The sequence below is a fragment of the Pseudomonas sp. YH-1 genome (genome assembly GCF_051990045.1).
GTDB classification, from domain to species: Bacteria; Pseudomonadota; Gammaproteobacteria; order Pseudomonadales; family Pseudomonadaceae; genus Pseudomonas; species Pseudomonas nicosulfuronedens.
Genome location: NZ_CP178184.1, coordinates 4747433 through 4759710, shown reverse-complemented (window position 1 = coordinate 4759710; position 12278 = coordinate 4747433). Strand labels below are relative to the sequence as shown.

Below are 12278 nucleotides of genomic sequence, written 5' to 3'. Positions count from 1 at the left end.
TGTGTATCAGGTTTCTTACAGGGTCCTTCGTCGTAATCCGCGTATTCCTAGTCTCCTGAGGCGTTAACCGAGGGCGGCATCAATATTCCTCCCTGCGCAGGCGTGTCATCCGACATTGGCTACGCTTGGGCGAGAGGCCCATCAGAGGCCATGGCTACGCGTCGCGTATCAGGGAGCGGGGAATGGGGAAGAAGCTGGGAAGGTGGCTGCTCGTACTGTGGCTGGCGTTCGCCTGGGGGAGCGCTGGGTATGCTGAAGAGAAGCCGGCCGCTACGGCTGCCCCCGCCGATGCAGCGACGGAGCTCAAGGTCGGCAATCGGGCGATCCTGACGTTTCGGGCGACCTTGCTCGGTGAATCCCCTGAGGTCCGCGCCCACCGCGCCAAGGCAACCATCGAAGAGGCGCTGCAAGGGAGCGAGGAGCCCAAAGTCAGCATCGACCCGATCCAGGACAGCTATCTGGTGCTGCTGGGCTACAGCCGTGCCTTCATTATCTCCCCGGCAGACCTGGACACCCCTGGCGCTTCGGTACGCGCTGCGGCCGAGCAGGCTGCCGCCAACCTGCGCCTGGTGGTGGCGGAAAACGGCGAGGCGCACAGCCTGCGCTTCCTGTTGACCGCCCTGGGGCTGGCGGCCCTGGCGACGCTCATCTATATCGTGGCGCTGCGCGGCACCGGCTACGTGCGTAACAAACTGCTGGATCGACTGCCCGATGTCATGAGCCGACACAGCGGCAAGCTCAAGGTCGGCCATACGCCGTTACTGGGCAGTCGTTACCTGTATTACCTGGCCGGCCGGTTGATCTGGCTGGTCTACTGGCTGCTGGTTTTCCTGTTCAGCTACCAGTGGCTGAGCTTTGTCCTGTCGCGCTTCCCCTATACGCGCCCGTGGGGTGAAAGCCTCAACGTGCACCTGGTGAACCTGGCGCGTTACCTCATCAACGGCATGCTCGACGCCTTGCCCGGCCTGGCGGTGGCGCTGAGCATTCTGCTCATCGCCCGCGCCATCAGTGGCTTTTCCCGGCACGTGTTGCAGCGCATGGCGCGGCCCGGCAACCTGCGCTGGCTGACCGAGGAAACCCTGCAGCCGACCACGCGGCTGACCTCCCTGGCGATCTGGCTGTTCGCCATTGTCATGGCCTATCCGTACCTGCCCGGTTCCGGTACCGAGGCCTTCAAGGGCCTGTCAGTGCTGGTGGGCCTGATGATTTCCCTGGGTGCTTCCAGCGTGATCGGCCAGGCCGCCTCGGGGCTGATCCTTACCTACTCGCGAACCCTGCGGGTCGGCGAGTTCGTCCGTATCGGTGACAACGAAGGCACGGTCACTGAAGTCGGCGTTTTCAACACCACCATCCGCACCGGCCTGGGCGAAGTGCTGACGCTGCCCAACTCGATGATCACCGGCTCCGTGACGCGCAACTATTCGCGCATCGTGCAGGGGCAGGGCTACGTGGTGGATACCGTGGTCACCATCGGCTACGACACGCCCTGGCGGCAGGTGGAGGCCATGCTGATCGAGGCGGCGCGGCGTACCGACGGCATCCTTGAAACTCCGGCGCCGCAGGTGTTCCAGACCGCGCTGTCGGACTTCTACCCCGAGTACCGCCTGGTGGCCCAGGCCATCCCCAGCGAGCCGCGTCCGCGCGCGCTGTTGCTCAGCGTGCTGCACGCCAACATCCAGGATGTGTTCAACGAGTACGGCGTGCAGATCATGTCGCCGCACTACCTGGGCGACCCCCAGGAGCCCAAGTGGGTGCCGCGGGAGCAGTGGCACGCGGCGCCGGCGAAGCCCGACAACCCGACGGGGCGTTGACAGCGTCAACTCTCATCTATCCTGATCGGTCCACGGACGCGCGGCGCAACGCCGCCGCCCATCACTTCGCCATTGCCGGAGACACCCATGAACCTGCACCTCACCGACAAGCTCGCCTTGGTCAGCGGTTCGACCAAGGGCATCGGTTTCGCCATCGCCCAGGGCCTGGCCCGCGAAGGGGCCCGAGTCATCGTCAATGGCCGAAGCCAGGCCTCGGTGGACGAGGCGTTGCAGCGCCTGCGCGCCGGGCAGGCCGACGCCCAGGTGGAAGGCTTCGCCGGGGACCTGTCGGACCCGCAGCAGGTTGCGGCGTTGGTGCAGCGCTATCCGTCCGTGGACGTGCTGGTGAACAACCTGGGCATCTTCGATCCCAAGCCCTTCGAGGAGATTCCCGACGAGGACTGGGTGCGCTTCCTCGATGTGAACCTGCTCTCCGGCGTGCGGCTATCCCGTGCCTACCTGCCAGGGATGAAAAAGAAGAACTGGGGACGGGTGGTGTTCATCAGCAGTGAGAGTGGGATGGTGATTCCGGTGGAGATGATCCATTACGGTGTCACCAAGACCGCCCAGCTCAGCCTGTCCCGCGGGCTCGCGGAAACCTGTGCCGGTACCGGCGTGACGGTGAACGCGGTACTGCCGGGGCCGACCGCTTCCGAGGGCGTCAACGAGTTCGTGGAGAAGCTCTCCGGTGGCCAGCCATTCGCTGAGTTCGAGGCGGAGTTCTTCCGCAGCGCTCGCCCCAGTTCGCTGCTGCAGCGCTTTGCGCGCCCGGAGGAGGTGGCGAACCTGGTGGTCTACGTCTGCTCCGAGGCCTCATCGGCCACCAATGGCGCGGCCTTGCGGGTGGACGGCGGGGTGGTGCGCTCGCCGTTCTGAGTCACTCGGCGCTGCGGCTTTCGAACTCCAACCCCAGCGCCAGTTCGCCGCTGCCGAGGCGGCCCAGCCACTGTTGCGCTTTCGGGCCAGACAAGTGCGCGTCCAGCTCGGCCTGGCTGGCCCAGCAGGTACTCACCTGCCAGCGATCGGCGGCCAGCGCCTGCAACTCCCCGGACTGACAACCGGGCTGCTGACGCACCTGCACCAGCAGCTCACTCAGGTGAAGACCCAGTGCGGCGGCCTGGCCGGGGAATGCCTGGACGCGGACGATGGCAATGGCGGACGGGGACATGGCGAGGCTCCTTTCTGTTGGCCGGACGAGCGGCCATTGGGCACGGGGTTGCGATCCGATAAAGGCCGGAACCGGCTTTCAAACCGATGCTGACAGGGTAATGGCGCAGTTCCCGCGCCTGAACCGCCAATTCCCGGGAAAACCATTGGGCCAATACGCCCTGCGTGACGAACCTGTAGGAGCGAGCTTGCTCGCGAACAAGCTCCGTGCCATGCGGTTCGCGAGCAAGCTCGCTCCTACAAAGGCACAGCATGTGAGGGGGCTGTGCGTAGGAGCATGAGGGTATGGCTCAGGCCAATTGCTGCAGCAGGTCGCGCACCTTGTCCAGCGCCGGGTCGATGTCCAGTGTGTCGATGGCGCCGAAGCCCAGCAGCAGCCCTTCGCGCACCGGCGCCTGGTGGTGGAAGGGCGCCAGGCCATAGAGGCCCACTTCGACCTTGCGTGCCAGTTCGGTGAGCAGCGCGACGTTGATCGGCTGGCGCAGCAACGCGGTGAGATGGAAGCCCGCCACCGAAGGCACTGTCTCCAGCCAGGGCGCCAGGTCGCCCTGCAGCCTGGCGAGGATGCGTTCGCGGCGCCCGGCATAGATGCCGTGGCAGCGGCGAATGTGCTTGAGCAGGTAACCCTCGCTGATGAACTTGGCCAGTGCCCACTGCGGCAGCGTCGAGCTGTGCCAATCGGAAATCTGCCTCGCGCGCACCAGCGCCGGGAACAGGCTGGGCGGAGGGATCAGGTAGCCCAGGCGCAGCTCGGGGAGCAGCACCTTGGAAAAGGTGCCGATGTAAGCCACTACGCCATGACGGTCGAGGCTCTGCAGCGCGTCTGTGGGCCGGCCTTCGTAGCGGAATTCGCTGTCGTAGTCGTCCTCGATCACCAGTGCACCCAGCTCCAGCGCCCGCGCCAGCAGCGCCGCGCGCCGTGCCGAGCTCATCGGCATGCCCAGCGGGAACTGGTGCGAAGGCGTGGTGTAGATCATCCGCGTGCCGTCGGGAATCAGGTCGACGCAGATGCCCTCGGCATCCACCGGCACGCTGGCCACCTCGGCGCCGAGCGTCTGGAAGATCAGCCGCGCCGGGGTGTAGCCGGGGTCTTCCATGGCCACCTTGTCACCGGGGCGGAGCATTATCCGGGCGAGCAGGTCCAGCGCCTGCTGCGCGCCGTTGCAGACCATCACATCGTCCAGCTGGCAGTTCACGCCACGGGCATAGGAGATGTGCCGGGCGATGCCGTCACGCAACGGGGCGATGCCTTCGGGCGCGCTGTAGTGCCCGCGCGGGCCGGCCATCTGGCGCATGGCATGGTTCACGCAGCGCCGCCATTCCTCCTGGGGGAACTGCAATTGGGTGGTGGCGCCGCCGATGAAGTCGGCTTTCGCCGTGCCGGTCGTGCCGGGATGGCGCAGACGGGTGTCGAGGTTGGCCCAGCGATCGATGTTGTCCTGGCTGGCGAAGCGCACGCCGTCCTGGCGCCGGTCGTGGCGTGGCAGGCGAGTGTTGACGAAGGTGCCGCTGCCGATCTTGCCCACCAGGATGCCTTCGTAGGTGAGCTGGGCGTAGGTGTCGGAGATGGTCTTGCGCGAGATGCCGAGCTGCTCCGCCAGCAGACGGCTGGGCGGCAGGCGGGTGCCCGCGGCGAGGCGCCCGGAGTCGATGGCTTCGCGCAACTGGCGATAGAGTTGCCCGGCGAGATCCTTCTGGCCGTGGATGATCAGGTGCAGCTCCAAGGGCGAACTCCGGGGCAAGGTAGTTGCGCAAGCGTAGCGCTGGCACGTGGCCCGGTGAAGTTGCGTGGTCGAATTCCCCGGTATTGGACACCTGCAATGGCAAGGTGGCGGCGCACAATAGCCGGGTCATCCCCTGGAGTTCCCATCATGGAACCGCGTCTGGACTACTACACCGCCTCGCCGGAAGCGCTGAAGGCGGTGCTGGCGCTGGAAGCTGCCATCTTCGAACTGTCCGTGGAAAAGCCGTTGCTGGAGTTGGTGCGCCTGCGGGTCTCGCAGGTGAACAACTGTGCTTTCTGCGCCGACATGCACGCCATGGAGGCCCGTCGCAACGGGGAGAGCGAGCGGCGTCTGTTTGCTGTCAGCGTCTGGCGCGAATCGCCATTCTTCACCGAGCGCGAACGGGCGGCGCTGGCCTGGTGCGAGTCGGTGACGCTGTTGTCCGAATCAAAGGTGCCGCTGGAGGTCTTCCAGCTGGCGCGCGAACAGTTCAGCGAACGAGAACTGGTGGACCTGACCGTGGCCATCGGTGCGATCAACGTGTGGAACCGCCTGGGCGTCTCCTTTCGCCAGCAGCCGCCGGTCTGAATTAGCCGACGTCGGCTGCTTTATGTAGGAGCGAGCTTGCTCGCGAAAGGAGTTCCAGGCAGCCACAGTGTTGAGGCTATTCGCGAGCAAGCTCGCTCCTACAGGGGGCAGTACGGCGCAGTGGCAGGCAGAAAAACGCACCTACCAGCAAAGCGCTGGCGGCAGCCCCCAGGGCCGGGATGAAGCTGCCGGTCAGCCCGCGCAGGGCGCTGGCGGCCAGCGGCCCGATGATCTGCCCGACACCATACAGTGCTGTCATCGCTGCGAGCATGTTGAATCGAACCTGCGCGGCAACCATACGGGCCGCCGGCATGGCGATGGTCACGGTGCCCATGAAGCTGCCGCCCACCAGCACCGCACTGCCCAGATAAAGGAAGGCCGAGTCGCCCAGCGCCGGTAGCATCACGCCGACGGCCTGCACCAGCAGGTTCAATGCCAGCGCGCGACGACCGCCAAGCTTCAGGTGCAGACGGTGCCAGAGGAAGCACGAGGGTGCAGCCCCCAGGCCGAACGCAGCCCAGACCTGCAGCGGGTCGATGGCTCCCAGGCTGCTCTTCATCAGCAGCGGCAGGTAGGTGGCGGTGATGATGTAGCCGAAGCCGGCCAGGCCATAGACCAGCAGGATGATTGGCGCGGACAGTTCCGGCATGGGCCTCGGACCGTTCGCTGTGTGATGCGGCGCGCCCGGTGCTGCCCGACCGAGCGCGGGCATGGCCAGCAGCGACAACACCAGCCCGGCCAGCGCCAGGACGCACCAGATCGCCGCGCTGCCGAGGCCAAAGGCATTGCCGGCGGCGATCAGTTCCGCCGAGACCAGGATGCCGATGCCCACGCCAGCGAACATCATCGGCGCCCCATGGCTTTCGCCCATGCTCTGCAGCAGCCATTGCGCCGCGCTGACCAGGGCCATGGCGCTGAGCACGCCAGCCAGCAGGCGTACGCCGATGGCAAACCAGGCGGGCGCCGGAAGGGCCATGGCGGCGAGGGTGGCCAAGGTGCCGACCAGGGCAATGACGCAGATTCGCGCGGCATGTTGTTCGTGACTGCGTGACAGCAGCAGCGCGCCGAGCAGGTAACCGGCGTAGTTGGCCGAGGCGGCCAGGGAACCGCCAGTGATGCTGAGCATCCCGTCGCGCACCATCAGCGGGTAGAGCCCGGTGAAGGCGAAGCGGCCGAAGCCCATGCCGACGGCCAGGATCAGCGCCGCCGACACGGCTGCGGGCAGGCGGCGAGTGCGGCTCACGGGCGTGCCTCCAGGGTTTCCCGCCAGCGCTGGAAGGCGCCAGTGGCGTAGCCGTCGCGCCAGATCAGCAGGGTGTCCACCTCCATCAGCGGCACCACCTGCAAGCCCGGCATTTCCCGTTGCAGTTCCAGCACCGAGCGCGGCAGCACGCCGATGCAGGAACCGGCGTTCACGCAGGCGAGGATGCCGTGGTAGGAGCCCACTTCCTGCACCGCCAGCGGCGCGCCCTTGAGCCAGTCCTCCGCCAGTTGGCGGTAGGTGCAGCCACGGGTGAAACCGACCAGGGTACGAATCTGCACGTCCTCGGGCCGCTTCACCGGTGGATGGTTGCCCGGCAGCACGAGCAGCAGTTCCTCGCGGAATACCGGCTCGGCGCGCAGGCCGCGCTCCAGCTTGGTTTCGAAGCCCGGTTCGGCGCGGAGGATGTCCGGGTGGGCGATCAGGGCGCAGTCCAGCTGGCGGTTCAGCACTTCGCCGAGCAGCTTCTGGCTATGGCCGGTGGTCATGTGCAGATCGACCTCCGGGCAGGCGCGATGGAAACGTGCCAGCGGTTCGGGCAGGCGACTGGCGGCAGAGGCTTCCATGCTGCCCACGCGCAGGCTGCCGGTGGCTCGGTCCGGATGCAGCGACTGGCGCGCCTCGTTGGCGAGCGCTAGCAGTTGCTCGGCGTAGCGGAGGAACTCGCGGCCCTGGTCGGTCAGCGTCATGCGCTTGCCGTCGCGCAGGAACAGCGCCGCGCCAAGATCCTCTTCAAGCTGGCGGATGCGCGTGGTGACGTTCGATTGCACGCGCTGCAGGCGAGCGGCAGCGCGGGTGACGCTCTGTTCCTCGGCGACGCAGCGGAAGATTTCCAGGCTGGAGAGATCCATGATTAATCTTAAATAGAGAATGTGTTGATAAGAATATTCTCTTCATGAGATGGTTAGTCAAGCGTTAATCCGTCAACCGGCGAGGACCCCGTCATGCGTATCACCGAACTGCTCGGCATCCAGCACCCCATCATCCAGGCGCCCATGGTCGGCGTATCCACCCCGGCGCTGGCGGCAGCGGTGTCCAATGCCGGAGGGCTGGGTTCCATCGGCCTGGGTGCGAGCAACGCCGCGCAGGCCCGTGCCCTGCTGGAGCAGACCCGCGCGCTGACCGACAAGCCGCTCAACCTGAACCTGTTCTGCCACCGCCCGGCCGTGGCTGACGCGGTGCGTGAGGCAGCCTGGCTGGACCACCTGCGCCCGCTGTTCGCCGAGTTCGGTGCGCAGCCGCCGGCGCAGATCACCGAGATCTACCGCAGCTTCCTGGCTGACCCGGACATGCTGGAGTTCCTCGTCGAAGCTCGTCCGGCCGTGGTCAGTTTCCACTTCGGCCTGCCGCCGCAGGCCTGGATCGACCGCCTGAGAGGCGCTGGCATTCGCCTGCTGGCCACCGCTACCTGCCTGGAGGAAGGGCGGGCCAGCGAGGCGGCGGGCATCGACGCCATCGTCGCGCAAGGTTATGAGGCTGGCGGCCACCGTGGGGTGTTCGAGCCGGAGAAAGACGCGCGCATCGGCACCTTCGCTCTGGTTCGCACACTGGTAAAAGGCACCAGCCTGCCGGTGATCGCGGCGGGCGGCATCATGGACGGACAGGGCATGCGCGCGGTGTTCGAACTGGGCGCCCAGGCGGTGCAGATGGGCACGGCGTTCATCTCTTCCGACGAGTCTTCGGCCAATGCGGCGTTCAAGGCGGCGCTGCGAGGTGAGCGCGGTGAGCGCACCGAGGTGACGGCGGCGATTTCCGGCCGCGCGGCGCGGGGCATGGTGAATCGGCTGTTCACCGACCTGGGCGGCGCGGACGCGCCGACACTGCCTGACTACCCGATCACCTACGACGCAGCCAAGGCACTGACGGCCGCCGCGACCGCCAGGGGCAATACCGATTTCGCTGTGCAATGGGCCGGGCAGGGTGCGCCGCTGTCGCGGGAGATGCCGGCGGCGGAGCTGGTGGCAACCCTGATGCGGGAATTCCGCACTGGCGCGAATCTGTAGGAGCGAGGGGGACGCCTGGTTCTTGCTCGCGAACAAATTTTCCGGCGACCCTTGCGTCAAGCGGTTCGCGAGCAAGCTCGCTCCTGCGAGAACATCCGAGTCAGCGCGCGCCGATGGCGGCGGCGGGTTTCTCCCGTGGCCGCCAGAGTTCGGCCAGCAGCACGCCGGCGAGGATCAGTGCACCGCCCACCAGGTGGTAGCTGGTCAACTGCTCGCCCAGCACAACCGAGGCGATGGCAGCGGTGATCACCGGCAGCAGGTTGAAGAACAGCGCCATGCGGCTCGGTCCCATGCGCTGCACGCCCTGCATCCAGGCCAGCGCGCCGACGATGGAGGCCAGCAGCCCCGCATACAGCACCAGTGGCAGGTTGGCGGCATTCAGCCCGTGGTGCGGCGAGGCCAGGTACAGCGGCGCCAGTGCGAGGATCGCTACCAGCACCTGTAGATAGAGCATCAGCAGCGGCGGCAATGGCAGGTTCCACTTCTTCAGCAGTACGCCGTACACGCCATAGGCGAGGGTGGCGACGATCATCATGCCGTCGCCCAGGTTCACACCGTGGCTGATCAATTGCTGCGGGTTGCCCTGGGTGATCACCAGCAACACGCCGCCCAGCGAGACCAGCGCGCCCAGCAGCGCTGCGATGCTCAGCTTGTGGCGCAGCAGGATCGACGCCAGGGCGAGGGACATCAGCGGCATCAGCGACAGGATGATGCCCATGTTGGTTGCCGAGGTGAGGGCAGCGGCGTAGTAGGCCAGGCATTGGTAGACGGCCATGCCGAGCAGGCCGAGGGTGACGATCCTGCCCAGGTTGGCGCGGATCACCGGCCAGTGGGCGAGGGTGGTGCGCAACAGGAAGGGTGTCAGCAGAGCCCCCGCCAGCAGCCAGCGGAAGAAGCCGATCTCCGCCGGGGCGATCTGCCCCACGGCGAGCTTGTTGACGACGGTATTGCCGGACCAGATGACCACGGCCAGCAGGGGGAACAGGTAATTCATGGAGGAACGCTTCCGGGGATAACGAAGCGTATTGTCCGCTCGTCCGAATCGAGACGTATAATGAAAATCAGACAATCCACCCCGGCATTCGGACATGACCCGCGTACTCTCCCTTCCGCTGCCTGACATCGATCGGCTGCCTGCCGACCTCTACTTCCGCTACGACGAATTCGACGCCGGCTCGCACTCGCCCAGCCACCGCCATGCCTGGGGCCAGCTCAACTATGCGTCCCACGGGGTGATGGAGCTGGAGGTGGACGGCCAGCGCTTTCTTTCGCCGCCGCAATACGCCGTGTGGGTTCCGCCGGGACGTCTGCACAGCTGCTACAACCGCCAGGCCATCATCTACCGTTCGCTGTACGTGTCCGCCGAACTGGCCCGCAAGTTGCCGCAGTCCCCTTGCACGCTGGCGATCAGCGATATCCTCAAGGCGATCCTTTCCGACTTCGCCGCGCGAGGGGTGAACATCCCGCAGAGCCCGGCGGATCAGCGGCTGGCCGAGGTAGTGATGGATCAGTTGCAGGCCGCGCAGCCTCACGACGATTACCTGCCGTATGCCAATGGCGGCGCGCTGGGTGAGGTGCTGGCCGCGCTACAGGCTGAGCCGGGCGACAACCGCACCCTGGCGCAATGGGCCGAGCGCGTGCACAGCACCGAACGTACCCTGGCGCGGGCCTGCCAGCGGGAATTGGGGATGTCATTCGGCGAATGGCGGCAGCGCCTGCGGTTTCTCGCCGCCATCGAGGCGTTGGCATCGGGGGAGGGGGTGCAGCAGATTGCCTTCAACCTGGGCTACAGCAGCCCTTCGGCGTTCATCGCGATGTTCCGGCGGTTGTCAGGCACCACGCCGGAGCAGTATCGCTCGACCTTCCGCGCCCTGGCGGAAGGCTGAGGCTCAGCGCTTGCCGTCTTCCAGGCCCTTGAGGGTCTTGCGGCAATGGATCAGTGCGTCGCGCACCATGAAGTTCACCAGGGTCGGGGAAACGCCCAGTTCCTCGGCGATCTCCTTCTGCGTGCGACCGTGCAGGCGGTACATCTCGAAGGCGTAGCGCGTGCGCTCGGGCAGGGTCTGCAGTGCGCTGGAAATAGCCTCCAGGGTCTGCCGGTCTTCGTGCTCGATCTCCGGTGACGCGGACGGCGTCGCGATGTGCATGCCTTCTTCCTCGCTACCCGAGTAGCGCTTCTCCAGCGCCTGGCGACGATAGAGGTCGATGGCCAGGTTGCGCACCACGCGCATCAGATAGCCGCTCTGCGACTGGATGCCGGGGGTGAGGTCGCTCGCATTGAGCTTGATGTACGCATCGTGCACCACGTCTTCGGCATGGCTGCGGCAGCCGAGGATGCGTGCGGCCGCATTGATGAAGGTCTGCCGGTGGGTGGCGAACAGCTCGTGGAGAGCGGGGCGCGACTCGGCGGGCATTGGCTTGGACATGCAAGGTTTTCCTATGCGGCGGCGGAGGCGGGGACGTCCACATGGGTTGAGGCGGTCAATCTAGATCAAATGATAATTATTATCAATTTATTCGAGAGACTCCGACTATCGCTCTGCGACAGGGTTCCCACACAAGTGTGAAGATTTTTCATTCGCATCCATTCGTCAGATCTCTCGGTACATGGGTGAAGGACAAGCCAGGAAATTTCGCCGGCGCATATCTTATGAGAATTAATCGCATCCGAGAACACTAACTATTTCATTGCCTCCCTCGTCTTCATGGCAGAGCTGGAAAACATCGGTAATGGCCGGTGGCCGGCATCCCATACAGCTGAAGGAGAAAGGCGATGGCGTTCGATCGCGAAGAGGCGGTTTACAAGGTGCTGGTCAACGGTGAAGAGCAGTACTCGCTGTGGCCGCAGTACAAGGAAGTCCCGGCTGGTTGGCGCGAAGCCGGCCAGCAGGGGAACAAGGCCGATTGCCTCGCCTTCGTCGAAGCCAACTGGACCGACATGCGCCCGCTGAGCCTTCGGCAGAAGATGGCCGAGGGGCAATAACCGATGCTGCGTCTGTTCTGTCTGCCGTACTCGGGCGCCAGCGCCATGGTCTATGCCCGCTGGAAACGCCAGCTGCCGGGTTGGATCGAGGTCTGCCCGGTGGAATTGCCCGGCCGCGGCCGGCGTTTCGCCGAGAACCTGCAGACCGATCTGCGCGCCCTGGCCGGTCAACTGGCGGATGAAATCGCCGCGCGCCTGGATCAGCCCTACGCGCTCTTTGGCCACAGCCTCGGTGGCCTGCTGGCCTTCGAGCTGGCCCACGCCCTGCGCGAGCGCGGCCTGCCGATGCCGCAGGCACTGTTTGCCTCGGCAGCCTCCGCGCCGGCCCGCCGCGACAGCCATCGCGAGCTGGCGCAAGAGCAGAGCGATGCTCAACTGATCGAGCGCATGCGGCGCCTGGGCGGCACGCCTGAAGCGGTATTTTCCGACGAGGAAATGCTGCGCCTGACCCTGCCGGTGATGCGCGCCGATTTTCTCCTCTGCGGCCTTTACGACTACCGCCCCCGTGCACCGTTGGCCTGCCCGATCCATGTGTTCGGCGGCAAGGCCGACCGGCTCTCGGTGGATTCCCTGTCCGCGTGGCAGGACGAAACCAGCGCAGGCTTCTCCCTGGAGATGCTCGACGGCGGCCATTTCTTCCTCAATGCCGGCGAGGCGCGCCTGCTCGAGCTGCTGCTCGGCCACCTGCGCCAGCCCGGCCAGTCGACCAGCGCAGCGCTGGCCTGATCGATTCAAGCGGAG

General features: G+C 65.9%; 13 protein-coding genes. 7 read left to right on the top strand and 6 right to left on the bottom strand.

The genetic code is table 11. The features are described from left to right. The first annotated feature begins 182 nt into the window (after positions 1 to 182). Both ACKI1H_RS21775 and ACKI1H_RS21770 read left to right on the top strand, forming a co-directional pair. Positions 183 to 1811: a mechanosensitive ion channel family protein gene (locus ACKI1H_RS21775; protein WP_440466284.1), complete on the top strand. Its 1629-nt coding sequence runs from the start codon at positions 183 to 185 to the stop codon at positions 1809 to 1811. 87 nt (positions 1812 to 1898) lie between these two features. Next, positions 1899 to 2687: an SDR family NAD(P)-dependent oxidoreductase gene (locus ACKI1H_RS21770; RefSeq protein ID WP_440466283.1), complete on the top strand. Its 789-nt coding sequence runs from the start codon at positions 1899 to 1901 to the stop codon at positions 2685 to 2687. A gap of 1 nt (position 2688) precedes the next feature. Here the strand turns inward: ACKI1H_RS21770 and ACKI1H_RS21765 are convergent, their stop codons facing one another. Both ACKI1H_RS21765 and pdxR read right to left on the bottom strand, forming a co-directional pair. Further along, positions 2689 to 2979 (bottom strand): putative quinol monooxygenase, encoded by a 291-nt coding sequence (locus tag ACKI1H_RS21765; RefSeq protein ID WP_138520917.1) that lies wholly within the window; start codon positions 2977 to 2979, stop codon positions 2689 to 2691. A gap of 289 nt (positions 2980 to 3268) precedes the next feature. Beyond that, the gene (pdxR, locus tag ACKI1H_RS21760) at positions 3269 to 4702 is read right to left on the bottom strand and encodes a MocR-like pyridoxine biosynthesis transcription factor PdxR (protein ID WP_138520916.1); all 1434 of its coding nucleotides are present in this window, start codon (positions 4700 to 4702) and stop codon (positions 3269 to 3271) included. Positions 4703 to 4849: 147 nt separating this feature from the next. Here pdxR and ACKI1H_RS21755 point away from each other — a divergent pair, with 147 nt between their 5' ends. Beyond that, the gene (locus ACKI1H_RS21755; RefSeq protein WP_440466282.1) at positions 4850 to 5290 is read left to right on the top strand and encodes a carboxymuconolactone decarboxylase family protein; all 441 of its coding nucleotides are present in this window, start codon (positions 4850 to 4852) and stop codon (positions 5288 to 5290) included. Positions 5291 to 5366: 76 nt separating this feature from the next. Here the strand turns inward: ACKI1H_RS21755 and ACKI1H_RS21750 are convergent, their stop codons facing one another. Further along, positions 5367 to 6533, bottom strand: a complete 1167-nt coding sequence (locus ACKI1H_RS21750; RefSeq protein ID WP_440466281.1) for a YbfB/YjiJ family MFS transporter — start codon at positions 6531 to 6533, stop codon at positions 5367 to 5369. Continuing rightward, positions 6530 to 7402, bottom strand: a complete 873-nt coding sequence (locus tag ACKI1H_RS21745) for a LysR family transcriptional regulator (RefSeq protein ID WP_440466280.1) — start codon at positions 7400 to 7402, stop codon at positions 6530 to 6532. Before ACKI1H_RS21745 ends, ACKI1H_RS21750 begins: the two co-directional genes overlap by 4 nt. A 93-nt stretch (positions 7403 to 7495) precedes the next feature. On the opposite strand from ACKI1H_RS21745, the gene ACKI1H_RS21740 reads away from it, so the two are divergent. Next, positions 7496 to 8554 carry an NAD(P)H-dependent flavin oxidoreductase gene (locus ACKI1H_RS21740; protein WP_440466279.1) on the top strand — a complete coding sequence of 353 codons (1059 nt, stop codon included), beginning with the start codon at positions 7496 to 7498 and terminating at the stop codon, positions 8552 to 8554. A gap of 100 nt (positions 8555 to 8654) precedes the next feature. Here the strand turns inward: ACKI1H_RS21740 and ACKI1H_RS21735 are convergent, their stop codons facing one another. Next, positions 8655 to 9548, bottom strand: a complete 894-nt coding sequence (locus ACKI1H_RS21735; RefSeq protein WP_440466278.1) for a DMT family transporter — start codon at positions 9546 to 9548, stop codon at positions 8655 to 8657. 94 nt (positions 9549 to 9642) lie between these two features. On the opposite strand from ACKI1H_RS21735, the gene ACKI1H_RS21730 reads away from it, so the two are divergent. Continuing rightward, a complete protein-coding gene (locus ACKI1H_RS21730) occupies positions 9643 to 10440 on the top strand; it encodes an AraC family transcriptional regulator (protein WP_138520910.1) in 798 nt (265 codons plus the stop codon). 3 nt (positions 10441 to 10443) lie between these two features. Here the strand turns inward: ACKI1H_RS21730 and ACKI1H_RS21725 are convergent, their stop codons facing one another. Continuing rightward, complete coding sequence (locus ACKI1H_RS21725; protein ID WP_138520909.1) at positions 10444 to 10980, bottom strand: RNA polymerase factor sigma-70; 537 nt, start codon at positions 10978 to 10980, stop codon at positions 10444 to 10446. Positions 10981 to 11327: 347 nt separating this feature from the next. Here ACKI1H_RS21725 and ACKI1H_RS21720 point away from each other — a divergent pair, with 347 nt between their 5' ends. Beyond that, positions 11328 to 11537, top strand: a complete 210-nt coding sequence (locus tag ACKI1H_RS21720) for an MbtH family protein (RefSeq protein WP_138520908.1) — start codon at positions 11328 to 11330, stop codon at positions 11535 to 11537. A 3-nt stretch (positions 11538 to 11540) separates the two neighbouring features. Then, on the top strand, positions 11541 to 12263 hold the full coding sequence (locus ACKI1H_RS21715) for a thioesterase II family protein (protein WP_440466277.1): 723 nt from the start codon (positions 11541 to 11543) through the stop codon (positions 12261 to 12263). The last annotated feature ends 15 nt before the right edge of the window (positions 12264 to 12278 follow it).

Bases quoted from the DNA above. Each gene is read 5' to 3' on its own strand.
- ACKI1H_RS21720 (WP_138520908.1), top strand. From the start codon at position 11,328: ATGGCGTTCGATCGCGAAGAGGCGGTTTACAAGGTGCTGGTCAACGGT.
- ACKI1H_RS21745 (WP_440466280.1), bottom strand. From the start codon at position 7,402: ATGGATCTCTCCAGCCTGGAAATCTTCCGCTGCGTCGCCGAGGAACAG.
- ACKI1H_RS21755 (WP_440466282.1), top strand. From the start codon at position 4,850: ATGGAACCGCGTCTGGACTACTACACCGCCTCGCCGGAAGCGCTGAAG.
- ACKI1H_RS21765 (WP_138520917.1), bottom strand. From the start codon at position 2,979: ATGTCCCCGTCCGCCATTGCCATCGTCCGCGTCCAGGCATTCCCCGGC.
- ACKI1H_RS21735 (WP_440466278.1), bottom strand. From the start codon at position 9,548: ATGAATTACCTGTTCCCCCTGCTGGCCGTGGTCATCTGGTCCGGCAAT.
- ACKI1H_RS21740 (WP_440466279.1), top strand. From the start codon at position 7,496: ATGCGTATCACCGAACTGCTCGGCATCCAGCACCCCATCATCCAGGCG.
- ACKI1H_RS21770 (WP_440466283.1), top strand. From the start codon at position 1,899: ATGAACCTGCACCTCACCGACAAGCTCGCCTTGGTCAGCGGTTCGACC.
- ACKI1H_RS21775 (WP_440466284.1), top strand. From the start codon at position 183: ATGGGGAAGAAGCTGGGAAGGTGGCTGCTCGTACTGTGGCTGGCGTTC.
- ACKI1H_RS21730 (WP_138520910.1), top strand. From the start codon at position 9,643: ATGACCCGCGTACTCTCCCTTCCGCTGCCTGACATCGATCGGCTGCCT.
- ACKI1H_RS21715 (WP_440466277.1), top strand. From the start codon at position 11,541: ATGCTGCGTCTGTTCTGTCTGCCGTACTCGGGCGCCAGCGCCATGGTC.
- ACKI1H_RS21725 (WP_138520909.1), bottom strand. From the start codon at position 10,980: ATGTCCAAGCCAATGCCCGCCGAGTCGCGCCCCGCTCTCCACGAGCTG.